Raw genomic sequence first — 26,594 nt, 5'->3', positions numbered from 1 at the left:
GAAACGACTTCGCGCCGATGATAGTGCGGATTCCCGTGTGAAAGTAGGTCATCGTCAGGCTCTTACAAGCACCACCCCCTGATCTTCCAAGGTCAGGGGGTTTGGTCTTTATGGGAATCGAACATACCGGAGGCCAAGGCCGTGCTGTTGCAGGAAATTCTCTATACACAAGGATTCGGTATACGCCGGGTATGCTTCGGCCTGGTGCAGCAAGGACACGTCGCTGTGCGGAATGCGGAAACCGGGCAGTGGATGCCATGCACCGACCCGCTGCTCGACGTCGAGCCCCAAGGACTGCATTTCCGGGTGCAGGGGGTGGACTGGGAATACCACGAGAAGGCGTACCTGCTGCTGCACAAGCCCGCAGGCACCGAATGCTCGCAAAAGCCATCGGCCTACCCCAGTATCTATACCCTGCTGCCGGCACCCTTGCGCCAGCGGCCGAGCAAGGGTGTGACGGGGGTGCAGGCCATTGGCCGGCTGGACCAGGATACGACCGGGTTGCTGCTGCTCAGCGATGACGGCCAATTCATCCACCGCATGAGCTCTCCCAAGAAGCACGTGCCCAAGCTGTACCAGGTCCACACCAAGCACCCGGTCACCGCCAAACAGGTAGAGCAACTGCTGGCGGGCGTGGTGCTCGACGACGATCCGAAACCCGTCCGTGCTGCGGCCTGCGTGCAGACTGGTGAGTGCGATCTCGATCTGACGCTGACCGAAGGCAAGTACCACCAGGTCAAGCGCATGCTGGCGGCCGTGGGCAATCGCGTCGAGGGATTGCACCGTGCTCAGATCGGCCATTTCCGCCTGCCTGCTGATATGCCGCCTGGTGCGTGGCGCTGGCTTTCCGACCAGGATCTGGCATTGCTGAGGGGCGAGGCCTCCGCATGACCTCTTCCTCGGTTTGCATCATCGACGAGGCCTGGGTCGCCATCCCGCACGGCCGCCTGTTTGCGCGATGCTGGACACCACCGGCAATGGAAGGGCAAGCCCGGCCTGTAGACCGCACGCCCATCGTGCTCTTCCACGATTCGCTGGGCTGCGTGGACCTGTGGCGTGATTTCCCTGCCGCCTTGGCCCTGCGAACGGGCCGAAAGGTGCTGGCCTATGACCGCTGGGGTTTTGGCCGTTCGGAGGTACGCCCCGGCAGGTTGGCGCTGGATTTTGTCGCGGACGAGGCCAGGAGCTTCTTTCCTGCGGTGCGCTCGCATTGGGGGCTGGAGCGCTTCATCGCGTTCGGCCACAGCGTGGGCGGCGGCATGGCGGTGCATTGCGCCGCGGCCTTTGCCGCCGACTGCGTTGCCCTGGTCACCGAGTCGGCCCAGTCCATGGTGGAGGAGCGCACCTTGCAGGGCATCCGCGAAGCCAAGGCCCTGTTCCAGGATGAGGGGCAGGTCGAACGCCTGTGCAAATACCATGGCGACAAGGCGCGCTGGGTGCTGGATGCCTGGACCGAAACCTGGCTGGACCCGCAATTCGCTTCCTGGTCACTGGCTGCCGTGCTGCCAGGCGTCCGCTGCCCGCTGCTGGCCATCCATGGCGCGCAGGACGAATATGGCTCCACGGCACAGCCGCAGATGATCGCCGATCTCAGTGCCGGCCCCAGCGAGCTCGCGATCATCGAGGCCACTGCCCATGTGCCGCACCGCGAACGGTCGGATGCGGTGCTGGATCGGGTGGCCCGCTTTCTGGCACCCATCGAATAGCAAATCCACCCACTATGCATACCACCGCACTGGTTCTCTTTTCCGGCGGGCAGGACTCGACCACCTGCCTGGCGCATGCGCTCAGCCGCTACGAGCGGGTCGAGACCCTGGGCTTCGACTATGGGCAGCGCCACAGCGTCGAGATGCAGGCCCGCCGGCAAGTGCTGGCCAAGTTGCGGGCCGATTTCCCGGCCTGGAACCGCCGCTTGGGCGAAGACCATGTACTGTCGCTCGACGTGCTGAGCCAGATCGGCGGCTCGTCGCTGACCGAGGACGTGGCCTTTGCGATGCAGGACAACGGCCTGCCCAATACCTTCGTGCCCGGCCGCAATCTGCTGTTCATGACGCTCGCTGGAGCGCTGGCCTACCGCCGCGGCCTGCAGGTGCTGGTGACCGGGGTCTGCGAAACCGACTTCTCCGGCTACCCCGATTGCCGCGATGACACCATGAAGGCCTTGCAGGTGGCCTTGAACCTGGGGCTGGACCTGCGGCTGAACATCGAGACCCCGTTGATGTGGATCGACAAGGCCCAGACCTGGGATCTGGCCTGGCAGCTCGGCGGCCAAGCGCTGGTGGATGTGATCGTGGAAGACAGCCACACCTGCTACGAGGGCGACCGCAGCCACCGCCATGCCTGGGGCTGGGGCTGCGGCAGTTGCCCGGCCTGTGCGCTGCGCGCCAAGGGTTGGGAGCGTTGGCAGGCCGGCCGCAAGCGCTGATTCAGCGGCTTCAACGGCCAACCATGGTCTCGCAGAGGAAGGCCTGGCAGGCTGCCACCCAGGGCCGCTGCACCGCCGGCTCGCCGTGCAGCATCAACGCCAGGCGGCGGCTGATGACCGGCGCCACCAGCGGCCGCACCTGCAAGGCCGGCGTGGCCGCGCCCTGGGTATACAGCCGCGAGATCACACCCACGGCCTGGCCCGACTGCACCAGGCTGTACAGCGATTCGCTGTAGCGCATGCGCAGCGCGCCTTCCATGGCGATGCGCTGTTGGCGCAGCGTGGCCACGGCCAACTCATAGGTGCTGCCACGGGCGAACAGCGCCAGCCGTTCGCCGCGCAAGGCCTTCCAGCGTAGGCCGCCAGCCGTGCCGGCCAGGCGGTGGCCTGGCGGCAGCAGCACCACCAGTTCGTCCTCCACCAGCGGCGTGGCGTGCAGGCCCTCGGGCATGTCGAGCTCGGTGGAGATGCCGATGTCCACCTCGCCGCCGCGCAGCCCGGCGATCAGCTCGTCGTGCAGCGGATCGCTCACCTCCACGCGCACCTCCGGATGCTGCCGCTCCCACTGCGCCAGTGCCGGCGCCAGCAGGTGCATGGCCGAAGGCAGGCAGGCGATGCGCACCGTTTGCTGGCTGTTGCGCAGCTGTGCATGCATGTGCGACACGCCGCGGTCGAAGCTGGCCACCAGCCAGGCCGCATCGTCGCGCAGCGTGCGCCCGGCCTCGGTCAGCGCCACATGGTGCGGGCCGCGGTCCATCAGCGCGGTCCCCAGCAGCAGTTCCAGCTCGCGCACGCTGGCCGAGATGGCGGGCTGTGACAGCGCCAGCGCCTGGGCGGCCTGGCTGAAGCTGCCATGCTGCGCCACGGCCAGAAAGGCCCGCAGCTGCCGCAGGGTGGGAGAGCGCAGGGTTGCCATAAAAGCAGGTGATAGACCTATCAGATTAAATCATTTTGCTGATAGTAGCGCATGGCCTACCATGCCTGCCCATGAATGCCGCCCCCCAAGCCGCCACGCCCGCCCTGACCGCATTTGCGCAGGCCCTGCCCAAGATGGAGCTGCACTGCCACCTGCTGGGCACCGTGCGCAAGAACACCTTCATCGACCTGGTCCAGCGCGCCCAGGCGCCCCTGGCGCTCGACGAGATCGAGGCCTTCTACACCCGCGGCGAAAAGCCCGTGGGCGTGCTGCGCGTCCTGCGGGCGCTGGACGCATGGCTGCTGCGCACGCCGGACGACCTGCACCGCATCACCTACGAATACCTGCAGGACGCCGCCGCGCACAACGTGCGCTATGCCGAATTCTTCTGGAACCCCACCGGCACCGTGCAGTGCTCGGGCATGGGGTATGGCGCGGCGCAGGCCGCCATCCTGGCCGGGGCCGCCGATGCGCGGCGCGACCATGGCATCCACGGCAGGCTGGTGCCTTCCATCGACCGCGAGGCGCCGCCGATGGCCGCGGTGCAGATGGTGGAGTGGATGCTGGAGCACCGCCACGACGATGTGCCCGGCATCGGCATCGACTACCGAGAGAACGACCGTCCGCCCGAGCTGTTCGCCCAGGCCTATGCGCTGGCCCGCCGGCTCGGCCTCAAGACCACGGCCCACGCCAGCGAGTTCGGCCTGCCCTGGCACAACCTGCAGACCGCCATCGACATGCTGCAGGTGGACCGCATCGACCACGGCTACACCGTGGTGGACAACCCCGAGCTGGCCGCCCGCTGCGCCGAGCGGGGCATCGTCTTCACCGTCGTGCCCACCAACTCCTACTACCTGCGCACGCTGCCGCCCGAGCGCTGGGCGCTGGACCACCCGATCCGCCGCATGCCGGCGATGGGCCTGCGCGTGCACCCCAATACCGACGACCCGACGCTGCACCATGTCACGCCCACTGGCGCCTGGACCCGGATGGTGAGCGACTTCGGCTTTTCCATCGCCGATCTGCGCGGCTTCATGCTCAACGGCATCGACGCCGCCTGGATCGACGAATCCGACAAGCGCACGCTGCGCGCCGAGTGGGGTGCAGAATTCGATGCACTGTGCACCCGGCTGAACCCCCAGTCCACCCTGCAGGCCTGATCACCATGTTCCAGAAAATCTCCCTCGCCCTGGCCACCGCTTTGCTGGCCACAGCCTCCCATGCGGCCGATCCCGCCTGGCCCGCGGCACGCCCGATCACGCTGATCGTGCCCTTCAGCGCCGGCGGCAGTGTGGACGCCACCGCGCGCCTCGTCGCGCAGAAGCTGGGCGAGCGCCTCAAGCAATCCGTGGTCGTGGACAACGTGGCCGGCGCCGGCGGCGCCATCGGCGTGAACAAGGCGGTGCATGCCAATGCCGACGGCTACACGCTGGTCATGGGCGCGGACAGCCCCATCGCCATCGCCAAGCTCGTCAACCCCGCGGCGGTGCGCTACGACGCGCTCAAGGACCTGGCGCCGGTCGCCATGGTCAACACCGCGCCGCTGGTGCTGGTGGCGCGCGGCAACCTGCCTGTCGCCAGCCTGGGCGACACCCTGCAACTGGCCCAGAAGCAGCCCGGCAAGATCAGCTACGCCACCTCGGGCATAGGCACCATCCTGCACCTGGCCATGGAGCGCATCAGCGACCAGGCCAAGGCCCAGTTTGTGCACGTGCCCTACAAGGGCGGTGGCCAGATCGTGACCGACGTGGCCGGTGGTCAGGTCGACCTGGCCATGCTGATCAGCGTCACCGCCATGCCGCAGATCCAGGCCGGCAAGCTCAAGCCCCTGGCCGTCACCTCGGACAAGCGCCTGCCCGAGCTGCCCAACGTGCCCACCGTGGCCGAGACCCCGGCGCTCAAGGGCTACCAGATGGTGTCGTGGGCCGGCATCTTCGCGCCGGCGCGCACGCCCGCCGCCGTGGTCGACAAGCTCAACCACGAGGTCAACGCCGTGCTGGCCATGCCCGATGTGAAGGCCAAGCTGGCCGAGCAGGGCGCGGTGGCGGCCGGCGGCGGCACGCCGGCCCAGTTCGGCCAGTTCGTTCAGGCCGAGCAGGCCCGCTACGCACAGATCGTGAAGGCCGCGCGCATCACGGCAGATTGAGCATCGCGGTGCGCCTGAGCGCATCGACAAAGGCGGTCACCAGGCCGTGCTCGCTCTCGCGGCGCCAGACCACGCCGACCGGGCCGAACGGAATGGGTCGTGCCAGTGGCAGCACCCGCAGCAGGCCCAGTGCCTGCAGGTGCCGCGCCATCGCGCCCGAGCAGGCGCCGATGTAGTCGCTGGACTGCAGCATGGTCTGCAAGGTGGTGAGCGCCGCCGTCTCCACCTTGGGCTGCACCCACGAGCCCTGGTGCTCCAGCATGGCGGCGTCGAGCTGCGTGCGCATCAGCGTGCCCTTGGGCGGCATGACCCAGGGGACGTGCACCAGCTCCGCCAGGCTGTAGCTCGCCTGGCCCGCCAGCGGATGCTGCGGGCCCGCGACCACGCAGATATCGTCCTCGAACAGCACCTCGTGCTGCAGGTGCGGCCCGAAGGCCCGGGCGTCGATGCTGCCCACCACCAGGTCGAGCTCGCGCTGCTCCAGCCCCGCCAGCAGCTCGTTGAAGGCGGCTTCCGTCATCTGCAGTGCCACCGATGGATGGCTGCGCTGGAAAGCCACCATGGCCTGCGGCACCAGATGGGCCACGCCGGCCCAGATGCTGCCGATGTGCAGCCGCGCCGACAGGCCGGCGGCAATCGCATCCAGCTCGGTATGTGCGCGCGCCACCTCGCCCAGCACCCGCACGGCGAGCCGGTGCAGCGCCTCGCCCGCCGGCGTGAACTGCAGCCGGCGCCCGCGCACGGCCAGCGGCGTGCCCGCCAGGTTCTCCAGCTCCACCAGCCAGTGCGACATGGCCGACTGCGTCATGTGCATGCGCTGCGCGGCCTCGGTGAGCGTGCCGGCGTCCTTCAGGATCAGCAGCGACTCCAGGTGGCGGATCTTCAGGCGGCGCGCCCAGGCAATGGTTTCCACGGCTTCTTGCATGAGTAAATGCTAATGCATGCATCACAGAATTTCGTGCTCGATTTACTGAGAAAACTCCAATAATTCCCGGTTGAAGGAATTAGTTTTTTCTCATGCAAGGAGCTTTTTGTGAAGCGTCGTGAATTTGGCCGCCTGGCCCTGTCTTCGATGGCTGCTGCGGCGGCCGCCGGTCTGCCGATGATGGCCGAGGCGCAGGGCGCCTACCCGAACAAGCCGGTGCGGCTGGTGATCTCGCAGGCCGCGGGCGGCAGCTCCGACACCATCGCCCGCCTGTGGGCCGAGATCGCCGCCAGGCAGCTGGGCGGATCGGTGGTCGTGGACAACAAGCCCGGCGCGGGCGGCATCATCGCCGCGCAGGCCGTGCTGTCGCAGCCGGCCGACGGCTACACGCTGTTCTTCGCTGGCGTGTCGCAGATGGTGCTCAACCAGTTCGTCTACAAGCCGCTGCCCTACAGCCCGCTGACGGACTTTGCCGGCGTGGGCATGCTGACCACCGTGCCCTTCGTGCTCGTGGCCAGCCCCAAGTCGGGCATCAAGAGCTTTGCCGATCTGGTGGCCCGGGCGAAGCAGCAGCCCGGCGCGCTCAATTTCTCGTCCGCCGGCCTCGGCAATTCGACCCACCTCGCGGTGGAACTGCTGCAAAAGCGCGCCGGCATCCAGATGACCCACGTGCCCTACAAGGGCGAGACCGATGGCCTGATCGCGCTGGCCGGCGGCGACGTGCAACTGATGGCGCCGGTGCTCGGCACCGCGCTGCCGCAGATCAAGGCCGGCAAGGTGGTGCCGCTGGCCCTGCTTGCGCCCCAGCGCATGCCGGACCTGCCGGACGTGCCCACGGCCCGCGAACTGGGCCTGCAGGGCTTCGACTCGCTGGGCTGGAGCGGCATCGCCGCCAAGGCCGGCACGCCGCCCGAGATCATCGCCAAGCTCCACGCCACGATCGCCGCCTTCCACCGCGATCCGCGCGTGCAGGAGCGGCTCAAGACCATGGCCACCATCGCCATGCAAGGCCCGGCCGAGCAGTTGATGGAAACCGCCAGGCGCGACTCGGCCACCTGGGCCGAGGCCATCTCCGAGCTCAACCTGTCGGCCAAGTGAGCAAGGACGCATGATGGCAAAACAGGCAATGGTCTGCTGCGCCCAGCCCGAGGCGGCGGAATCGGGCATCGAGATCCTGCGCCAGGGCGGCAACGCCGTGGATGCGGCCGTGGCCACGGCGCTGGCGCAGACGGTGGTCGATCCGCTGATGTGCGGCATCGCCGGCTTCGGCACCGCGGCGGTCTACCTGCCGGGCAGGGCGCACGAGTATTTCGACTTCCACTCTCCCGCACCCCGCGCGGCGCGTGCCGACATGTGGGAGCACCTGCTCGAAGGCGAGGCGCGCGACGGCTTCGGCTTCGTGCTCCGGGGCCGGGTCAACGACATCGGCCCGCAGTCCATAGGCGTGCCGGCCACGCTGCGCGGGCTGCAGCGCATGCACGAAGCCCATGGCTCGCTGCCCTGGGCGGCCGTGGTCGAGCCCGCGATCCGCTGGGCCGCGGACGGCTTCTTCGTGCGTCCGGGCATGTACACCTTCTGGATGGACGAGGCCGCGATGGGCCGCGTCAGCAACCGCGAGCGGCTGTGGCATTCCGCCGAGGGCAAGGCCTTGTACTGCCGGCCCGACGGCAGCCCTAAGCCCACCGGCACGCCGCTGGCCAACCCCGGCATGGCGCGGGTGCTGGAGCAGATCGCCGCCGACGGCGCCGACTGCTTCTACACCGGCGCGCTGGCCGAGCGCATGGCGGCCGACCTGCAGGCCCAGGGAGCGCTGGTGTCGCTGGACGACCTGGCCGGCTACGAGGTGCAGCGCCTGGCGCCGCTCGAAGGCAGCTACCGCGGCCGGCGCGTGACCACCAACCAGCCCCCGGGCGGCGGCGCCATGCTGCTGCAGATGCTGAACGTGCTGGAGCAGTTCGACCTGGGCGCGCTGGGGCACAACACGCCCGAATACATCCGCACCGTGTGCGAGGCCATGAAGCTGGCCACCGCCGACAAGGACCGTTTCATCGGCGACCCGCGCTTCGTCGACGTGCCGCTGGGCGAGCTGTTGTCCAAGGACCGGGCGCGCGCGGCCGCCGAACGCATCCGCGCCGGCCACAAGGCCAGCGTGGCGCGGGTGAACCCCGGCGCCGTGGTGCCGCGCGACACCACGCACCTGAGCGTGGTGGACGGCGACGGCAACTGCGTGTCCCTGACGCATTCGCTGGCCATGCCTTCGGGCGTGGTGACGCCGGGCATGGGCTTCTTCTACAACGGCTGCATGGGCGTGTTCGACCCGCGCCCGGGCCGCGCCGGCAGCATCGCGCCGGGCAAGAGCCGCTTCACCTCGTCGGTCCCGAGCATCGTGTTCAACGGTGAGGTGCCTGAGATCGTGCTGGGCGCACCCGGCGGCACGCAGATCGCCATGGGCGTGCTGCAGGCCATCGTCAACGTGCTGGATTTCGGCATGGACATGCAGCAGGCCGTGTCCGCGCCGCGCTTCTCGTCCACCAGCAACGCCATCGACGTGTGCAACCGCATCCCGCGCTACACCACGCGGGTGCTGGAGGAGCAGGGCTACGAGGTGCTGCGCAACCCCTACAACTACACCATAGGCTGGGTGCACGGCATCCGCATCGCCGGCGGCCAGCTGCAGGGCGGCGCCGATCCGGGGCGCGACGGCGTGGCGCTGGAGACGATGCTGTAGTCTAAAAAGATAGCTGCTAGCGCTTGCTGTTAGTCATTCTTCAATATGTTTAATATTGAAAATGGCTGATGGAGAGCGCTGGCAGCTATGCTTTTTATGCAGCCATGGCCGGCAGCCGCTGCTTGAGGAAGTCGAGGAACACCCGGGTCTTGACCGGCAGGTGCGCCCGCTGCGGGTGGTAGGCATAGAAGCCCGGAAAGCTCGCGCGGTACGGCGCCAGCACCTCCACCAGCTCGCCGCTGTGCAGCAGCGGCGCCAGCGATTCGCTCCAGCCGATGGTTAGGCCGATGCCGTCGCGCGCGGCGCGCAGGCCGGCCTCCCAGTGGTTGACCACCAGCGGGCCATGCACGGCGCGTTCGGTCAGTTGGCCATCCACCATGAACTCCCATTTGTAGACCGCGCCGCTGCTGCGCATGCGGTAGTTGATGCAGCGGTGCGCGGCCAGTTCGTCGGGGTGCTGCGGCTGCCCGTGCGCCTGCAGGTAGGCGGGCGTGGCCACGCAGCACATGCGGAACGCGTGCGTCAGCCGCACGGCGATCATGTCGCCCTCCAGCGAATCGCCGATGCGTATGCCCAGGTCGAACCCCTCGCGCACGATGTCGACGAAGCCGTCGTCGTAGACCAGCTCCAGCGCGATGTGCGGGTGCCGGGCGAAGAATTCGGCCAGCAGCGGCTCGACCAGCACGCGGCCGGCGGGGTGGGCCAGGGTCAGGCGCAGCGTGCCGCCTTCCACGCCGGCGCTGGTCTGCAGGTCCTCGGTGGCGCTCTGCAGGCTGGCCAGCGCCGGGGCCACGCGTTCCAGGTAGGCGCGGCCGGCCTCGGTCAGGTTCACGCTGCGCGTGGTGCGCTCGAACAGGCGCACGTTCAGCCGCGCCTCCAGCTTCTTGATGGTCTGCGACAGCGCGGCCGGCGTCACGCCCAGCGCATGCGCGGCATAGGTCAGGCTGCGGTGCAGGGCCACCTGCTCGAAGGCGGCCAGCGAGGCCAGGATCTCGGGCTTCATGGCCTCGATTGTTAAGCAAAACTTGATAACTTAGATAGATAGGCTATCTTTTTCTTTCAAACGCGCTGCGGCACACTGCTCGCCACCCCCGCGCGCGCAACGCGTGCCGCCGGGGCCCTGCAACCTAAAAAGAGAGCGCCCCATGCCTGTGAAATTCAGCCTCAACGGCAAGCCGACCTCGGTCGATGTCGATCCCTCCACCCCCATCCTCTGGACGCTGCGCGACACGCTGGGCCTGCAGGGCACCAAGTTCGGCTGCGGCATGGCCATGTGCGGCGCCTGCACCGTGCACCTGAACGGCCAGGCCATCCGCTCGTGCATCACGCCCATCTCGGCGGCCGAGGGGCAGAAGCTCAGCACCATCGAGGCCCAGGCCGGCGACAAGGTGGGCAAGGCCGTCGAGGACGCCTGGGTGCGCCACGACGTGGCCCAGTGCGGCTACTGCCAGAGCGGCCAGATCATGAGCGCCACCGCGCTGCTCAAGGGCAACAAGGCGCCGAGCGATGCCGACATCGACGCCGCCATGGCCGGCAACATCTGCCGCTGCGGCACCTACGTGCGCATCCGCGCGGCCATCCACGACGCCGCCAAGACCCTGGCCTGACCCGAGGAGCAAGCACCATGCACATCACCACCGACATGCTCCACGACATGCCGCAAGGCCTGCGCACGCTGATGGACGAGGCCGACGCGGCCGGCAGTCCGTCGCGCCGCAGTTTCCTCAAGATCGCCACCGCCTCGGGCTTTGCGCTCGGGGCCTTTCCCGCTGCCGTGCTGGCCCAGGCCGGTGGCGAGGCCGCGAATGCCGGCAATGCGGGCCTCAAGCCCACGCAGCAGCCGGCCGCGTTCGTCCGCATCGACCGCGACGGCATCGTTACCGTCACCATCAACCGCCTGGACTTCGGCCAGGGCGTGCAGACCGGCCTGCCCATGGTGCTGGCCGAGGAGCTGGACGCCGACTGGTCCAAGGTGCGCAGCATGCACGGCAACGCCGATCCGGCCTACGTGGACCCGGTGATGGGCATGCACCTCACCGGCGGCTCGACCGCGCTCAAGCACTCGTACACGCAGTACCGCGAACTCGGCGCCCGCACCCGCGCCATGCTGTTGGCAGCCGCGGCCCAGCGCTGGAACGTGCCGGCCGACACGCTGCGCACGCAGGCCGGCCAGGTGATCGGCCCGCGCGGCAAGAAGCTCGGCTACGGCGAGCTGGCCGACGCCGCGATGAAGCTGCCCGTGCCGCAGGCCGTGGCGCTCAAGGACCCGAAGGACTTCCGCATTATCGGCCGGGCCACCGGCCGCATCGATGCGCGCGCCAAGTCCAGCGGCAACCAGGCCTATGGCATCGACACCCGCCTGCCGGGCATGCTCACCGCCCTGGTCGCGCACCCGCCAGTCTTCGGCAGCAAGCCGGCGTCGGTTGACGACAGCGCCGCCAAGGCCATCAAGGGCGTGCGCGCCGTGCTGCGCGTGCCCAGCGTGCACGGCGGCGAGACCGTGGCCGTGCTGGCCGATGGCTACTGGCCCGCCAAGCAGGGGCGCGATGCGCTCAAGATCGAGTGGGACAGCGCCGGCGTCGGCAAGCTGGATTCTGCGCAGCAGCTCGCCCAGTACCGCGAGCTGGCGCAAAAGCCCGGCGCGCTCAAGTACGACGCCGATGTCTCTAGGCTCGCCGGCGCGCCGCGCAAGATCAGCGCGGAATACGTCTTCCCCTACCTGGCGCACACGCCCATGGAGCCGCTGAACTGCACGGTACGCCTCACCGGTACCGGCGCGGCCACCCAGGCCGAGTTGTGGCTGGGCACGCAGGCCCCGGGCTGGGAGGCCGCCACGGCCGCGAAAATCCTCGGCGTGGAGCCCAAGAACGTGCGCGTGAACGTGCAGATGGCGGGCGGCGGCTTCGGGCGCCGCGCCACGCCCACCAGCGACTACGTGGCCGAGGCCTGCCAGATCGCCAAGGCCGCGCGCGCGGCCGGCGTAAAGGCGCCGGTGCGCATGGTCTGGAGCCGCGAGGACGACGTCAAGGGCGGCTACTACCGCCCCATGCACCTGCACCGCGCCGAGATCGGCTTCGACGACCAAGGCCGGGTGCTGGCCTGGGACCACGTCATCGTCGGCCAGTCCATCGCCCAGGGCACGGCCTTCGAGGGCTTCATGGTCAAGAACGGCGTGGACGGCACCGCCGTCGAAGGCATGAAGGAGCCCTACGACCTGCCGATGCGCCTGACGGTGCACCATCCGGTGCTGAACGCGCCGGTGCTGTGGTGGCGCAGCGTGGGCTCGACCCACACGGCCTTCGTGATGGAGACGCTGATCGACGAGATCGCCCGCGCCACCAAGCAGGATCCGGTCGAGTACCGCATGAAGCAGTTCGGCAGCAAGCACCCGCGTCACGCCGCCGCGCTGAAGCTGGCGGTGGACCAATCCGGCTACGGCAGGCGCCAGCTGGCGCAGGGCCGCGCCTGGGGCGTGGCGGTGCACGAGTCCTTCGAGTCGGTCGTGGCCTATGTGGTCGAGGCCTCGGTGCAGGACGGCGTGCCCAAGCTGCATGCCGTCACCGCCGGCGTGCACTGCAACCTGGCGGTCAACCCCAAGAGCGTCGAAGCCCAGGTGCAGGGCGGCGCGCTGATGGGCCTGGGCACCTGCCTGCCGGGCGCGGCCATCACCTTCAAGGACGGCGTGGTCGAGCAGGGCAACTTCAACGACTACACCGTGGCCCGCCTGACCGACATGCCCACGGTGGCCGTGCACGTCGTTCCCAGCGCCGACGCGCCCACGGGCATGGGCGAGCCGGGCCTGCCGCCGCTGGCGCCGGCCTTTGCCAATGCCGTGGCGCAGCTGACGGGCAAGACCTTACGGGAGCTGCCTTTCAAGCTGGCGTGATGAAAAAACGGGCTCCGATGGAGCCCGTTTTTTTGGCGGGCGCGGCCCGCGTCAGCGCAGCGGAATCGCCACCTCGCGCGGCACGGCCACGGCCGTCACGCTGTTCTGTGGCGAGCCCTCGATCACGCGGTCGGAGTAGGTCATGTAGACCAGCGTGTTGCGCTCGGCGTCGACCATGCGCACCACGCGCAGGCGCTTGAACAGCAGCGAGATGCGCTCGCTGAAGACCTCGTCCTGCTTCTTCAGCGGCTTGTCGATGTGGATGGGGCCGGTCTGCACGCAGCTGATCGAGGCCTCGGCGCGGTCCTCGGCCACGCCCAGCGCGCCCTTGACGCCGCCGGTCTTGGCGCGCGAGACATAGCAGGTGATGCCCTTGACCAGCGGGTCGTCGTAGGCATCGACCACGATCTTGTGGTCCGGGCCGATCCACTTGAAGACGGTGTCCACCGAGCCCACGGTCTGCGCGGCGGCCCAGGGCGCGGCGCAGCACAGCAGGGCGGCCGCGGCGGTGCGGAGGAAAGAGGCTTGCATCGGGTGTCCTGAAAAAAAGAGAGCTGGTAGCGCTTGCTATACAAGGGTTTCAAATAGAAAACTATCTGAAGCCCTTGCTGCCTGAGCGCAACCAGCTCCTGTTTTTGATAGCCAGTCTTACTGGATCTCGCCGTTCACATGGCGCTGCAGGTGGGCCAGCGCTTCTTCGACCTGGTCCACCAGTACCAGGCACAGGTCGCCTTCCTGCAGGCGGGCCAGCGCGTGGTCGATGGCGATGAACTCGCCGGTGATCTCGGCCACGTAGCTGGTGCGCGAGGCGCCCTGCAGGCCCTGGCGCAGCAGCGCGATGACCTCGCCGTCGGCGCGGCCGCGCTGCGCGGCGTCCTGGTACAGCACCACGTCGTCGAAGGCCTTGCCCAGCATCTCGGTCTGCACGCGGATGTCCTCGTCGCGGCGGTCGCCGGCGCCGCTGATGACCACGCTGCGGCGCTTGGCGGGCATGGCCTCCACGGCCTGGATCAGCGCCTGGATCGCGTCGGGGTTGTGGCCGTAGTCGGCGACGATGGTGGCGCCGCGGTAGTCCATCACGTTGAAGCGGCCGGGCACCGTGTCGCTGTCGCTGACGAAGCCGGCCAGGCCGCGGCGGATCGTGTCCCACGGCAGGCCCACGCCCCACGCCGCGGCCACGGCGGCCATCACGTTCTCGACCTGGAAGCCGATGGCGCCGCCGCGCGTCAGCGGAATGTCGCGCAGCGGGATGGTCTCGCGCCACGAGCCCTCGGCCGCGACGATGGCGTCGCCGTCCACGTAGACCACGCGGTTGCCCTGGGCGCGGTGCGTGGCCATGACGGGATGGTGCCGGTCGGCGGCAAAGAAGATCACCTTGCCCGAACTGCTGCCGGCCATGGCGGCCACGTGCGGGTCGGCGGCGTTGAGCACCGCGTAGCCGGTGGGCGCCACGGTGTGCACGATCACCCGCTTGAGCACCGCCACGTCCTCGACGGTGGTGATGTAGTTCAGGCCCAGGTGGTCGCCCGCGCCCACGTTGGTGACCACGGCGACCTGGCTGCGGTCGAAGCCCAGGCCCTCGCGCAGGATGCCGCCGCGCGCGCATTCGAGCACGGCCGCATCGACCTCGGGGTGGAAGAGCACGTTGCGCGCGCTCTTGGGGCCCGAGCAGTCGCCGCTGTCGATCTGGCGGCCGTTGACCCACACGCCGTCGGTGTTGGTCATGCCGGTGCGCCAGCCGTGCGAGGTGAACAGGTGGGCGATCAGGCGCGTGGTCGTGGTCTTGCCGTTGGTGCCGGTCACGGCCACCAGCGGCACGCGGCCGTCGTCGTGCGGGCTGAACAGCAGGTCGACCATGGGCACGCCCACGTTGCGGGCCTTGCCGAACGAGGGCGCCAGGTGCATGCGCAGGCCGGGCGCGGCGTTCACCTCGACGATGCCGCCGCCTTGCTCTTCGAGCGGGCGCAGCACGCTCTCGCAGATCACGTCCACGCCGCAGATGTGCAGGCCGATGGTCTGCGCGGCCTCGATGGCGCGGGCGGACACCTCGGGGTGCACATCGTCGGTCACGTCGGTGGCGCTGCCGCCGGTCGAGAGGTTGGCATTGTTGCGCAGCACCACGCGCTGGCCCGGCGCGGGCACCGATTCGGGTGCCAGGCCTTCGCCGGCGATGCGGGCGATGGCGATGTCGTCCAGGCGGATCTTGGTCAGCGCCGTGCCGTGGCCCGAGCCGCGGCGCGGGTCCTGGTTGACGATGTCCACCAGCTCGCGGATGGTGTGCTGGCCGTCGCCGATGACCTGGGGCGGCTCGCGCCGCGCGGCGGCCACGAGCTGGTCGCCGACGACCAGCAGGCGGAAGTCGTGGCCCGGCAGGTAGCGCTCGACCATCACGTCGCCGTATTCGGCGGCGGTGGCGTAGGCGGCGTTGAGCTGGGCGCGGGTGGTGATGTTCACCGTCACGCCCTTGCCCTGGTTGCCGTCCTGCGGCTTGACGACCACGGGCAGGCCGACTTCCTCGGCCACGGCCCAGGCGTCGTCGGTGCCGTCCACCGGGCGGCCCAGCGGCACGGGCACGCCGGCGGCGTGCAGCAGGCGCTTGGTCAGGTCCTTGTCCTGCGCGATGGACTCGGCCACGGCGCTGGTCTGGTCCACCTCGGCGGCCTGGATGCGGCGCGCGCGGGCGCCCCAGCCCAGCTGCACCATGCTGCCGGCCGTCAGGCGCCGGTAGGGTAGGCCGCGTACCAGGGCGGCCTCGACGATGGAACCGGTGCTCGGGCCCATGCGCTCGTCCTCGTCCAGCGAGCGCAGTTCGGCGATGGCGGCGGCGGAGTCGAAAGCCTCATTGGCCTCGGTGGCGGCGATCAGCTGCTCGGCCAGTTCCATCGCACGGCGGCCCACGGCCTCCTCGGCGTACTCGACCACGACCTGGTAGGTGCCGGTCTCGACGGTCTCGTGCGTGCGGCTGAAGGTGACGGCGCAGCCGGCCTGGGTCTGCAGCGCGAGCGCGGCGGCTTCCAGCGCATGGGCCATGGAGACACGGTGCTCCGAGCCGCGCGGGCGCAGCGGGCCCACGGACGGGAAGCGGGCGCGCAGCCGGTCTTCGAAGCCGTCGAGGCGCGTGTAGTCGCGTTCAGGCTCGCTGCAGTGCACGATGCATTCGATGGCGGTGTTGCGGCTCCACAGATTGGGGCCGCGCAGGGCGCGGGTGCGGGAGATTTCCATGATTTTTCTTTGCGTGGGGTGCGGTCAGGCAGGCTGGTAGTCGAAGGTCTTGATGCCGGCGGCGATCAGGTCCGGTGCGATGTCCAGCGCCCAGGCGGTGGCGATGGCCGCCAGCAGGGCCGGGGTGTCGGGCACGAAGCCGTTGACGGGCCGCAGCGCCGCCAGCTGGCCCAGCACGCGCTGCTGGTGGCCGGTGGCCAGCACCACCTGCTGGTCCTTGATGAGCACGGCGCGGCCGCCGTCGTGCTTGCCCTCGGTGTTCTGGCGGTGCGCGGCGACGGCGGCATTGCCGCTGTCGGTGCTGTAGAGGATCACTTCGCCATCGCACAGCTCGGCCAGTTCGGCCACCTGCTCGATGTCGGCGTTGAGCACGCCGGCGCCCTCGTCGAGCACCACGTCGATCTGCGTGCGCAGCACGCGGCGCATCTGTGACTGCTCCAGCACGTCGTGGTCGGCCAGGGTCTCGTAGCCGTCCATGTCGGTCACCACGCCGACCAGGCAGCGGTCGTAGGCCAGGCCTTCCTCGAGGATGGAGCGCGAGGTGGTCTGGATCACCGCGGCCTCGGCCAGGCGGTTGGTCAGCAGGCGGTGGGCGCCGGCCCAGTGGGCCGTGTTGCTGGTCTGCGTCTGGCGGTTGGCCAGGAACATGCCTTCGCCGCAGGCCACGCCGGTGCGCTTGCCCGACAGCTGCAGCAGCCAGCCCACGAGGCGCGAGATGAAGGCGTTCTCGCGCGTGCCCACGATGCCGACGATGGGAATGCGGCCCGCACCGGTGCTGGTGGCGGCGCCTTCTTCCGCGCGCGGGAACAGGTGGTCGACGATGGCCATGCCCACGGGGCGCGGCGCGCCGCTGGTGGGCTTGAGGTGCATCAGCAGGCCGGGGCCGGCATTGACTTCGAGGATCGCGCCCTGGCCCTTCATGGGCTGGGAGACATCCTTGAGGATCATGTCCATGCCGGCGATGTCGAGGCCCACGATCTTGGCGGCCAGCGCGGCGTAGTAGGCCACGTCGGGGTGCACGTCGTCGGTGCAGTCGATGGCCATGTTGCCGTTGCGCTGCAGCAGGATGTCCTTGCCCTGGGCGATGACGGTGTCGGGCGTCACGTTCTGGCGGTTCAGCTCCAGCTTGACGGCGCCCGACTCGACGTTGATCCAGTCCAGCGGGTATTCCTGCTCGGGGCCGCGGCGCGGGTCCTGGTTGAGCACGGCCACCAGCTCGCGCAGCGTGGACTGGCCATTGCCGTGCACGCTGACGGTCTCGCCCTTGGTGGCGGCGACCACCTTGCCGCCGACGACCAGCAGGCGGTGCTCCACGCCGTCGATGAATTTCTCGACGATCACGTCCGAGCCCTCGGGCTCGGCCAGCGCGAACGCGGCCTTGATGTCTTCCTCGCGGTGCAGCTCCAGCGTCACGCCGCGGGCATGGTTGCCGTCCGAGGGCTTGACGGTGACCGGAAAGCCGATGTCCTGCGCCACTTCCCAGGCTTCCTCGGGGCTGGCCACGATCTGGCCTTCGGGCACGGGCACGCCGCACGAGGTCAGCAGGCGCTTGGTGAAGTCCTTGTCCTGCGCGATGCCTTCGGCGATGGCGCTGGTCTGGTCGCTCTCGGCCGTCCAGATGCGGCGCTGCGCAGCGCCGTAGCCGAGCTGCACCAGGTTGCCATCATTGAGGCGGATGTGCGGGATGCGGCGCTCGCCGGCCGCGTCGACGATGGAGCCGGTGCTGGGGCCGAGGTAGCGGTCGTTGATCGCGGTCTTGATGGCCTGGATCGCGGCCTTCAGGTCGAAGGCCTGGTCGTTGATCGCCGCCATCAGCAGGCCATGGCCCTGGGCCAGCGCCACGCGCGCCACCGATTCCTCGGGGCAGCGGAAGACCATGCGGTACACGCCGCGCTGCGAGACTTCGCGCGTCTGGCCGAACTCGGCGGGCATGCCGGCCAGGTTCAGCAGCTCGATGACCACGTGCTCCAGCACATGGCCCATCCAGGTGCCGCCTTCCAGGCGCTGGATGAAGCCGCCGCGCTCGCCCACGCCGCAGTGGTGCTCGATCAGGTCGGGCAGCCAGGCCGTGAGGCGCTCGTTCAGGCCGGGAATCTTGTTGGACGGGTAGTCCTCCAGCTCGCCCAGATCCAGCCAGACCTCCAGGATGGGCCGGTAGGTCCAGACGCTGGGGCCTCGCAGGTAGGTGGTGCGCAGCAGTTGGATGTCTTTGAATGTGGGCATAAATCGTGTGCGATTGCGAAAAACCGCCGGGCAGGGCGGTGGAGGTTCGGCAAATGGATATACATTGTGCCCATCCTGAGGCCGCTCAGGGCGACTGGCGGAGGCAATTTGTCAGCGTAAGCCTGGGATGGCGCGTTAATGTGAAGATGTCATGGCGCATTGGCGCCGCCGCAGCGGAGGACGGAGCGGGGCTGCCCCGTGCGCCGCGAAGGGCCTGTGCGAAACGATCGTAATAAAAGCAAATCAATGCAGCATTCATCTCAAGTTGTTCCGGCAGTGCAGGCGGGTTCGTCTGCCGGCAGCGGTAACTCCGTTCCACTCGATAGTCAGGAAAACGTGCTGGCCCTGCTGGAGGTTGACTTGACCCAGGGGCTGCGCTTCGGCCAGGGCCAGCTTGTGGTGACGCAGCAACGCCTGCTGGCCCAGTCGCCCGACGACGGCGCCTGGACGGCCTGGGAGCTGCGCCCCGGCCTGGCGCTGAGCCTGATCGACCAGGCCGGCGTGGGCACGCTGGAGCTGGCCGACGCCGGCGGGCGCCTGGGCCTGTGGCGCTTCACGCTGGGTGCGCAGACCAAGGCCCTGCGGCTGATGCAGAAGTTCGACGAGCAGGTGGACCTGCTGGAGGGGGGCCACCGCCATGCCGACGGCGAGGAGGAAACCCTGTGCGCCGTGTGCAACACGCCGCTGCCGCCCGACACCGACGAATGCCCGGCCTGCGCCCGCGAGCAGGCGCCGCACACCTCCACCTGGGTGCTGCTGCGGCTGTGGCGCTTCGCCAAGCCGTACAAGAAACTGCTGTACACCGGCTTCGGGCTCACGCTGGCCTCGACGGCCGCCACGCTGGTGCCGCCGTACCTGACGATCCCGATCATGGACGACATCCTGATCCCCTACCAGAACGGCCAGCAGATCGACCCCATGCTGGTGGCGATGTACCTGGGCGCGCTGCTGGTGTCGGCCCTGGTGGCCTGGGGGCTGGGCTGGGCGCGTACCTATGCGCTGTCGCTGGTGTCCGAGCGCATCGGCGCCGACCTGCGCACCAGCACCTACGAGCACCTGATGAAGCTGTCGCTGGACTACTTCGGCGGCAAGCGCACCGGCGACCTGATGGCCCGCATCGGCGCCGAGACGGATCGCATCAACCTGTTCCTGTCGCTGCACGCGCTCGATTTCGCCACCGACGTGCTGATGATGCTGATGACGGCGGCCATCCTGTTCTCCATCAACCCCTGGCTGGCGCTGGTCACGCTGGTGCCGCTGCCCTTCATCGCCTGGCTGATCCACACCGTGCGCGACAAGCTGCGCACCGGCTTCGAGCGCATCGACCGCGTCTGGGCCGAGGTGACCAACGTGCTGGCCGACACCATCCCCGGCATCCGTGTGGTCAAGGCCTTCGCCCAGGAAAAGCGCGAGGCCGACCGCTTCCGCGCCGCCAACCAGCACAACCTCGAGGTCAACGACAAGCTCAACCGCACCTGGTCGCTGTTCACTCCCACCGTGTCGCTGATGACCGAGATCGGCCTGCTGGTGGTCTGGGCCTTCGGCATCTGGCTGATCGCGCACAAGAGCATCACCGTCGGTGTGCTGGCCTCGTTCATCGCCTACATCGGTCGCTTCTACTCGCGGCTCGATTCGATGAGCCGCATCGTCTCGTTCACGCAGAAGGCGGCCGCGGGCGCCAAGCGCATCTTCGACATCCTCGACCACGTGAGCAACGTGCCCGATCCGGTGAACCCGGTGAAGGTCGGACGGGTGCAGGGCGCGCTGCGCATGGACAACATCAGCTTCCGCTACGGCAGCCGCGCGGTCATCAAGAACCTGAACCTGGACATCCGCCCCGGCGAGATGATCGGCCTGGTGGGCCACAGCGGCTCGGGCAAGAGCACCCTGGTCAACCTGGTGTGCCGCTTCTACGACGTGACCGACGGCTCGCTGCAGCTCGACGGCGTGGACGTGCGCCGCTTCGCGGTGACCGACTACCGCCGCCACATCGGCCTGGTGCTGCAGGAGCCCTTCCTGTTCTTTGGCACGGTGGCCGAGAACATCGCCTACGGCAAGCCCGAGGCGACGCGCGAGGAGATCGTGGCCGCGGCGCGCGCTGCCCATGCGCACGATTTCATCCTGCGCCTGCCCCAGGGCTACGACTCGGTGGTGGGCGAGCGCGGCCAGGGCCTGTCGGGCGGCGAGCGCCAGCGCATCAGCATCGCCCGCGCGCTGCTGATCGACCCGCGCATCCTGATCCTCGACGAGGCCACCTCGGCCGTGGACACCGAGACCGAGAAGGAAATCCAGAAGGCGCTGGACAACCTGGTGCAGGGCCGCACCACCATTGCCATCGCCCACCGCCTGTCCACGCTGCGCAAGGCCGACCGCCTGGTGGTGATGGACCGCGGCGAGATCGTCGAGGTCGGCCCGCACGACGAGCTGATGGAAAAGCAGGGCGCCTACTGGCGCCTGTACGAGGCCCAGGCGCGCCGCGCCGAGGAGGATGCCGAGGCCGCCGGCGTGGTCACGGCCCGCGCCGCGGGCGTGACCTACGACAGCCAGCCGCCCGCGGCCCCCGCGCCGGTCTCCCATTTCGAGGCGAAGTAAGCACCATGAACCTGCCTGTGAATACGCCCCCTTTGCCCCTGTCGCGCAACACCTTCGGCCGCCTCGTCCTGCAACTGGATGACGGTCGCCACGCCGTGGTCACGCCGGTGCGCGCCTTTCCGCTCACGGCCCCCCTGGAAGGCCTGTCGCTGGTGGGCGAGAACGGCAAGGAGCAGCACTGGATCGCCCACCTCGACCAGGTCGATGCCGCGGCCCGCGCGCTGCTCGACGAAGACCTGGCGGTGCGTGAGTTCGTGCCGCAGATCCTGCGCATCGTCAGCGTGTCCTCGTATGCCATGCCCAGCCTGTGGGAGCTGGAGACCGACCGCGGCACGGCGCGCATGACGCTCAAGGCCGAGGAGGACATCCGCAAGCTGGACGGCCGCCGCAACCTGCTGATCGCTGCCGCTGATGGCGTGAACTACAAGATCCCCGACACCACCCGCCTCGACAAGCCCTCGCGCAAGATGCTCGAGCGCTTCCTGTAACCCGGCCGTCATGCAAATGCAACGATAATGCCCCGTTGCTTTCTGCATTCTCGGGCTCCATGCTGCTGCGCCACCGCTCCCCGCTGATCGACTGGCTGCGCCATCCGGCGCAGGGCCGGGCGCGGCCGTGGCTGGTGGGAATGGCGCTGTGGCTGTGCCTGATGCTGTGGCTCACGCCCACGCTGGGCCTGATGCACCAGGTGCTGCACCATGCCGGCAGCCATGCGCCCACGGCACAGTCCGCCGAGGCACCCGACTCCCGCACCCCCATCTTCAGCGGCCATTCGTCGGCCGACTGCCAGCTCTTCGACCAGATGGCGCTGGGCACGGCACTGCCGGCCCCATCGCTGCCGCTGGCGCTGGCGCCGCTCGTGGCCAAGGCCGCCTGGTCCGTCCAGGCGCTGCTGCTGCGCCAGAGCCCGGCGCTGTTCTTCGCGCGCGGCCCGCCGCGCTGACCCATGGAATGCCCGCGCCTCGCGGGCCCTTGACCGCAAGCCCTGCAGCGTTTGTGCAACTCCTGTTTTGATAGCTGGTTGCGCTTGCTGCATAAGCGTTTGTGGCAGTTTTCATTCATATTTTCGGCCATCCGGGCGCGCAGGGCGCGCCGTGCGTGGCCGATGGCGCATTCCATGAAGTCCTTTGCCTTTCTTTCTTCCGTTTCCCCTTCCGTCTCCCGCCGGCCCGCATGGCGCGCCGCGCTCACGCCGGTGGCCGGCGCGGCCCTGCTGCTGTGCATGGCCTCTGCGGTGCAGGCCCAGGCGCAGGCCGAACCCGCCACCGCTGGCGACGGCACGCCGGCCCTGGCCGAGGTGACCGTCAAGGCCGGCGGCCTGTCGCGCAGCGTGCAGGACATGACCACGCCGACCTCGGTGCTCGAGGGCGACGAGCTGCTGCAGCGGCGCGGCGCCAACCTGGGCGATACGCTGTCGGGCGAGCCCGGCATCCAGGCCACGCATTTCGGCGCCGGCGCGAGCCGGCCCGTCATCCGCGGCATGGATGGTGCGCGCGTCAAGGTGCTGTCCGACGGCGCGGCCGTGCAGGACGCCTCCACCGTCAGCCCCGACCACCTGGTGGTCACCGAGCCCATGCTGTCGCAGCGGATCGAGGTGCTGCGCGGCCCGTCGGCGCTGCTGTATGGCGCGGGCGCCATCGGCGGCGTGGTCAACGTGCTGGACCAGAAGATCCCCACCGCCGTGCCGCAGAAGGGCTACGAGGGCCAGGTGGAGCTGCGCGCGGGCACGGGCGGTGCCGGCTCGGCCGGCGCGGTGTCCATGACCGGCGGCAGCGGCCACTTCGCCATCCACGTGGAGGGCATGGCACGCGACGCCGGCGACTACCGCGTGGGCAGCGGCTGGCCCGGCGGCGGCAAGGTCGAGGGCAGCCATTCGCGCGGCAACAACGGCAGCGTCGGCCTGTCGTGGATCGGCGACAGCGGCTACATCGGCCTGGCCTACACGCGCCAGACGGCCTACTACGGCCTGCCCGGCCACAACCACAGCCTGGAGGGCTGCCACACCCACGGCCTGAGCCTGCACTGCGGCGACCATGACGGCCATGACCACGGCGAGGAAGGCCATGGCGCCGGCGACGTGCCCGTGGTCGACATGCGCAGCGAGCGCTACGACCTACGCTCGGAGTGGCGCAACCCGGTCGACGGCATCACCGCCGTGCGCGTGCGCGGCGGCGTCACCGACTACCGCCACGACGAGGTCGAGGACGGCCAGGTGGCCACGGCCTTCCGCAACCGCGCCCACGACCTGCGCGTGGAGGCCGTGCATGCGCCGCTGGCCGGCTGGACCGGCGTGTTCGGCTTCGAGACCATGCAGCGGCGCTTCCGTGCTGATGGCGAGGAGGCCTATGTGCAGCCCACGCTCACCCGCCAGCACGGCGTGTTCTTGCTGGAAGAGCGGCGCTTCGGCGCCTTCAGCGCCGAAGCCGCGCTGCGCCACGACTGGCAGACCGTGGACGCGCAGGACGACGACCTGCACCGCAGCCACCGCGGCACCTCGGCCTCGCTGGGCGGCGGCTGGAACTTCGCGCCCGGCTACCGGCTGACGGCCCACGTCACCTCGGCCAGCCGCCTGCCCACCGCCGAGGAGCTGTATGCGCGCGGCCTGCACATGGCCACCTCGACCTACGAGCTGGGCAACCCCGACCTGCGCGCCGAGCGCTCGCAGAATATCGACGTGGGCCTGGCGCGCACGGCGGGCGACACCACCTTCGGCGTCAACCTGTACCGCAACCGCATCAAGAACTACGTCTACGGCCGCACCGTCGACGAGCAGGAGGGCCTGCAGCTGCTGCAGTACAGCCAGCAGACCGCCACCTTCACCGGGTTGGAGGCCAAGCTGCAGCAGAAGATCGACGCCAATTGGCGCGCCACGCTGTGGGGCGACGTGGTGCATGCGCGCCTGGCCGACGGCAGCCACATCCCGCGCCTGGCGCCGGCGCGCGTGGGCCTGCGCCTGGCCGGCCAGTGGCAGCACTGGCGCACCGAGGCCGAGTGGATGCTGGTCAAGCGCCAGAACACGGTGGCCGATTTCGAGACCTCCACGCCCGGCTACGGCATGTTGAACTGGCGCGTCAGCTACCACGGCCAGGCCAGCGACGGCAGCCCCTGGCAGGTCTACCTGCGGCTGAACAACCTGACCAACAAGCTGGCCTACGCCCACACCTCGTTCATCAAGAACGCGGCGCCGCTGCAGGGCCGCTCGATCACGGTGGGCGTGGTCAAGTCGTTCTGATCCGGCAAACGGGCCTGGCGGCCCGTTTGTCAAGCCACCTGTGGATCGGTGTTCGCCCTGATTCACATTTGGGGTCCTATCTGGTCTGATCTGCTCCTTTGAAACCGGTTACTTCGCTCGAAGCAGCGGTTTTCTTCCAGGAGCTTTCTGCATGAAAATGTCGTTCCGCTGGTATGGCCCGTCCGATCCGGTCAGCCTGCAGTACATCCGCCAGATTCCCGGCATGACGCACATCGTCTCGGCCATCTACGACGAGCCGGTGGGCGAGGTCTGGCCCATGGACAAGATCCAGGCGCTCAAGTCCACCATCGAGGCCGCAGGCCTGCAGTTCGAGGTGGTCGAGTCGGTGCCGGTGCACGAGGACATCAAGCTCGGCAAGCCCTCGCGTGAGCGGCTCATCGCCAACTACCAGCAGAACATCCGCAACCTGGGCGCCGCCGGCATCAAGGTGATCTGCTACAACTTCATGCCTGTCTTCGACTGGACGCGCACCGAGCTGGCCAAGGTGCTGGAGGACGGCTCGACCTGCCTGGCCTTCAGTACCAAGGAGGTCGAGGAGATCGACGTAAGCCAGGGCATCGCGCTGCCTGGCTGGGATTCGAGCTACAAGACCGGCGAGCTGCAGGCGCTGCTGGCCGAGTACCGCGAGGTCGATGCCGACCGGCTCTGGCAGCACCTGGAGTACTTCCTGCAGGCCATCATCCCGGTGGCCGAGGAGGCCGGCGTGAAGATGGCCATCCACCCCGACGACCCGCCGCGCCCCATCTTCGGCCTGCCGCGCATCGTCAAGGACCGTGACGACCTGGCGCGCATCCTTGCCATCGCCGATACGCCGGCCAACGGGCTGACGCTGTGCTCGGGCTCGCTGGGCGCGGGGCCGCAGAACAACGTCGAGGCGCTGGTGCGCGAGTTCGGCGGCCAGGGGCGCATCCATTTCGCCCACATCCGCAACGTCAAGATCACGCCCGACGGCGACTTCGAGGAGACAGCGCACCACTCGGACTGCGGCTCGCTCGACATCGCCGCCATCGTCAAGGCCTACCACGACGTGGGCTTCGACGGCTATTTCCGTCCCGACCATGGCCGCATGATCTGGGGCGAGACCGGCAAGCCCGGCTACGGCCTGTACGACCGGGCGCTGGGCGCCGTCTACATCAACGGGCTGTGGGAAGCCGTCAACAAGTTCGCCTGATTCCCTTCGAAAAACCACCTGAGGAGACTTTTCCCATGCGTTCCCCTTCCAAGCGCTTTTCCACCTTCCGCCGCAGTGCGCTGCTGGGCCTGCTGGCCGCCGGTGCCGGCACCCTGGCGCTGCCGGCCCTGGCCCAGGCCAACTGGCCGGCCAAGCCCGTCACGCTGCTGGTGGGCTTTCCGCCCGGCGGGCAGACCGACTTTGCCGGCCGCGTGCTCACCAACACCCTGCCCACGGCGCTGGGCGGCAGCGTGGTCATCGACAACAAGCCGGGCGTCAACGGCAATATCGCCTCGGTCGAGGTGATGCGCGCGCCGACCGACGGCTACAAGCTGCTGGTGGGCAACGGCTCGATGACCGTGACGCCCCACGTCTATTCCAAGCTCGGCATCGTCGATCCGCAGAAGTTCACGCCCATCGTCACGCTGCTGCAGTCGCCGCTGGTGCTGGCCGTGCCGGCCAAGTCGCCGATCAAGAACTACGAGCAGTTCGTGGCCGAGGTCAAGAAGCGCGCCAAGGACGGCAAGGGCATCGACTACGGCACGGGCGGCGCGGGCTCGCTGGTGCACGTGACCATGGAGCTGCTGCGCGAGCGCATGGGCGGCCCGGTGATGAACCACATCCCCTACAAGGGCAGCAGCCCGGCCATGGTCGACCTGATGGCAGGCCGGCTCGACGCCATGTTCGACGCCACCTCGGTGGTCATCCCCTACATCCAGTCGGGCCAGCTGCGCCCCATCCTGGTGACCAGCGCCAAGCGCGTGGCCAGCATGCCGACCGTGCCCACCGGCGCCGAGGCCGGCGTCAAGGACTTCGAGATCATCTCCTTCATCGGCCTGTACGGCCCGCCGGGCCTGAGCCCCGAGATCGTCAAGAAGGCCAATGCCGCGGTCAACACCTCGCTGAAGGACCCGGCCGTGGTCAAGAGCATCCTGGAGCGCGGCGACGAGCCCGGCGGCGGCACGGCCGAGCAGCTCGGCGCCATGACCCGCGCGCAGTACAAGCTGTGGGGCGACGTGGTGAAGGCCAACAACATCCAAGCCGACTGAAGGCCGGCGCCGCCCGACCGAGGCGGCCCATGGCAGGCGAACGGCCCCTCGGGGCCGT

21 protein-coding genes are annotated in these 26,594 nt (G+C 69.0%); 15 read left to right on the top strand and 6 right to left on the bottom strand.

Annotated features, from left to right (window positions below; genetic code table 11):
- Window positions 1–141: 141 nt before the first annotated feature.
- Genes ACYVKR_RS09865 through queC form a run of 3 tightly spaced genes read left to right on the top strand, consistent with a single transcriptional unit; the run spans window position 142 to window position 2,425 of the window.
- A complete protein-coding gene (locus ACYVKR_RS09865) occupies window positions 142–891 on the top strand; it encodes a 16S rRNA pseudouridine(516) synthase (protein ID WP_460480664.1) in 750 nt (249 codons plus the stop codon).
- A complete protein-coding gene (locus ACYVKR_RS09860) occupies window positions 888–1,706 on the top strand; it encodes an alpha/beta fold hydrolase (protein ID WP_460480662.1) in 819 nt (272 codons plus the stop codon). The genes ACYVKR_RS09865 and ACYVKR_RS09860 overlap by 4 nt, the downstream gene beginning before the upstream one ends.
- A 14-nt stretch (window positions 1,707–1,720) precedes the next feature.
- Entirely contained in the window at window positions 1,721–2,425 is a 705-nt protein-coding gene (gene queC, locus ACYVKR_RS09855) for a 7-cyano-7-deazaguanine synthase (RefSeq protein WP_460480661.1), read from the top strand.
- 10 nt (window positions 2,426–2,435) lie between these two features.
- Here the strand turns inward: queC and ACYVKR_RS09850 are convergent, their stop codons facing one another.
- On the bottom strand, window positions 2,436–3,341 hold the full coding sequence (locus tag ACYVKR_RS09850; protein WP_460480660.1) for a LysR family transcriptional regulator: 906 nt from the start codon (window positions 3,339–3,341) through the stop codon (window positions 2,436–2,438).
- 71 nt (window positions 3,342–3,412) lie between these two features.
- On the opposite strand from ACYVKR_RS09850, the gene ACYVKR_RS09845 reads away from it, so the two are divergent.
- Together ACYVKR_RS09845 and ACYVKR_RS09840 are read left to right on the top strand one after the other, a co-directional pair.
- Entirely contained in the window at window positions 3,413–4,501 is a 1,089-nt protein-coding gene (locus tag ACYVKR_RS09845; protein WP_460480659.1) for an adenosine deaminase family protein, read from the top strand.
- 5 nt (window positions 4,502–4,506) lie between these two features.
- A complete protein-coding gene (locus ACYVKR_RS09840; RefSeq protein WP_460480658.1) occupies window positions 4,507–5,487 on the top strand; it encodes a Bug family tripartite tricarboxylate transporter substrate binding protein in 981 nt (326 codons plus the stop codon).
- Here the strand turns inward: ACYVKR_RS09840 and ACYVKR_RS09835 are convergent.
- Window positions 5,474–6,412 carry a LysR family transcriptional regulator gene (locus ACYVKR_RS09835; protein ID WP_460480657.1) on the bottom strand — a complete coding sequence of 313 codons (939 nt, stop codon included), beginning with the start codon at window positions 6,410–6,412 and terminating at the stop codon, window positions 5,474–5,476. The two genes, ACYVKR_RS09840 and ACYVKR_RS09835, sit on opposite strands and share 14 nt — an antisense overlap.
- A gap of 147 nt (window positions 6,413–6,559) precedes the next feature.
- Between ACYVKR_RS09835 and ACYVKR_RS09830 the strand changes: the two genes are divergently transcribed.
- On the top strand, window positions 6,560–7,510 hold the full coding sequence (locus tag ACYVKR_RS09830) for a Bug family tripartite tricarboxylate transporter substrate binding protein (RefSeq protein WP_460480692.1): 951 nt from the start codon (window positions 6,560–6,562) through the stop codon (window positions 7,508–7,510).
- Between the two features lie 13 nt (window positions 7,511–7,523).
- A complete protein-coding gene (gene ggt, locus ACYVKR_RS09825) occupies window positions 7,524–9,140 on the top strand; it encodes a gamma-glutamyltransferase family protein (protein WP_460480655.1) in 1,617 nt (538 codons plus the stop codon).
- Between the two features lie 94 nt (window positions 9,141–9,234).
- On the opposite strand, the gene ACYVKR_RS09820 is transcribed toward ggt, so the two are convergent.
- Entirely contained in the window at window positions 9,235–10,143 is a 909-nt protein-coding gene (locus tag ACYVKR_RS09820; RefSeq protein WP_460480653.1) for a LysR family transcriptional regulator, read from the bottom strand.
- 142 nt (window positions 10,144–10,285) lie between these two features.
- Between ACYVKR_RS09820 and ACYVKR_RS09815 the strand changes: the two genes are divergently transcribed.
- Together ACYVKR_RS09815 and ACYVKR_RS09810 are read left to right on the top strand one after the other, a co-directional pair.
- Window positions 10,286–10,747: a (2Fe-2S)-binding protein gene (locus ACYVKR_RS09815; RefSeq protein ID WP_460480651.1), complete on the top strand. Its 462-nt coding sequence runs from the start codon at window positions 10,286–10,288 to the stop codon at window positions 10,745–10,747.
- A 17-nt stretch (window positions 10,748–10,764) separates the two neighbouring features.
- Window positions 10,765–13,026 (top strand): xanthine dehydrogenase family protein molybdopterin-binding subunit, encoded by a 2,262-nt coding sequence (locus tag ACYVKR_RS09810; RefSeq protein WP_460480650.1) that lies wholly within the window; start codon window positions 10,765–10,767, stop codon window positions 13,024–13,026.
- A gap of 51 nt (window positions 13,027–13,077) precedes the next feature.
- Here the strand turns inward: ACYVKR_RS09810 and ACYVKR_RS09805 are convergent, their stop codons facing one another.
- The 3 genes from ACYVKR_RS09805 to ACYVKR_RS09795 all read right to left on the bottom strand — a co-directional run bounded on the left by ACYVKR_RS09805 (window position 13,078) and on the right by ACYVKR_RS09795 (window position 18,471).
- A complete protein-coding gene (locus tag ACYVKR_RS09805) occupies window positions 13,078–13,557 on the bottom strand; it encodes a CreA family protein (protein WP_460480648.1) in 480 nt (159 codons plus the stop codon).
- A gap of 117 nt (window positions 13,558–13,674) precedes the next feature.
- Window positions 13,675–16,248: a cyanophycin synthetase gene (gene cphA / locus ACYVKR_RS09800; RefSeq protein ID WP_460480646.1), complete on the bottom strand. Its 2,574-nt coding sequence runs from the start codon at window positions 16,246–16,248 to the stop codon at window positions 13,675–13,677.
- A gap of 24 nt (window positions 16,249–16,272) precedes the next feature.
- Window positions 16,273–18,471 carry a cyanophycin synthetase gene (locus ACYVKR_RS09795; protein ID WP_460480644.1) on the bottom strand — a complete coding sequence of 733 codons (2,199 nt, stop codon included), beginning with the start codon at window positions 18,469–18,471 and terminating at the stop codon, window positions 16,273–16,275.
- Window positions 18,472–18,717: 246 nt separating this feature from the next.
- On the opposite strand from ACYVKR_RS09795, the gene ACYVKR_RS09790 reads away from it, so the two are divergent.
- The 6 genes from ACYVKR_RS09790 to ACYVKR_RS09765 all read left to right on the top strand — a co-directional run bounded on the left by ACYVKR_RS09790 (window position 18,718) and on the right by ACYVKR_RS09765 (window position 26,536).
- On the top strand, window positions 18,718–21,063 hold the full coding sequence (locus ACYVKR_RS09790) for an ABC transporter ATP-binding protein (RefSeq protein ID WP_460480643.1): 2,346 nt from the start codon (window positions 18,718–18,720) through the stop codon (window positions 21,061–21,063).
- A 5-nt stretch (window positions 21,064–21,068) separates the two neighbouring features.
- Window positions 21,069–21,551 carry a DUF1854 domain-containing protein gene (locus ACYVKR_RS09785; RefSeq protein WP_460480641.1) on the top strand — a complete coding sequence of 161 codons (483 nt, stop codon included), beginning with the start codon at window positions 21,069–21,071 and terminating at the stop codon, window positions 21,549–21,551.
- Between the two features lie 35 nt (window positions 21,552–21,586).
- Window positions 21,587–22,006, top strand: coding sequence for a hypothetical protein (locus ACYVKR_RS09780; RefSeq protein WP_460480640.1), 420 nt, complete (start codon window positions 21,587–21,589; stop codon window positions 22,004–22,006).
- Between the two features lie 174 nt (window positions 22,007–22,180).
- Window positions 22,181–24,295, top strand: a complete 2,115-nt coding sequence (locus ACYVKR_RS09775) for a TonB-dependent receptor domain-containing protein (protein WP_460480638.1) — start codon at window positions 22,181–22,183, stop codon at window positions 24,293–24,295.
- Window positions 24,296–24,446: 151 nt separating this feature from the next.
- A complete protein-coding gene (gene uxuA, locus ACYVKR_RS09770; protein WP_460480637.1) occupies window positions 24,447–25,487 on the top strand; it encodes a mannonate dehydratase in 1,041 nt (346 codons plus the stop codon).
- Between the two features lie 35 nt (window positions 25,488–25,522).
- A complete protein-coding gene (locus tag ACYVKR_RS09765) occupies window positions 25,523–26,536 on the top strand; it encodes a Bug family tripartite tricarboxylate transporter substrate binding protein (RefSeq protein WP_460480636.1) in 1,014 nt (337 codons plus the stop codon).
- Window positions 26,537–26,594 lie beyond the last annotated feature (58 nt).

The sequence above is a fragment of the Comamonas humi genome (assembly GCF_054782535.1).
This window is presented reverse-complemented; position numbering and strand designations above follow the sequence as displayed.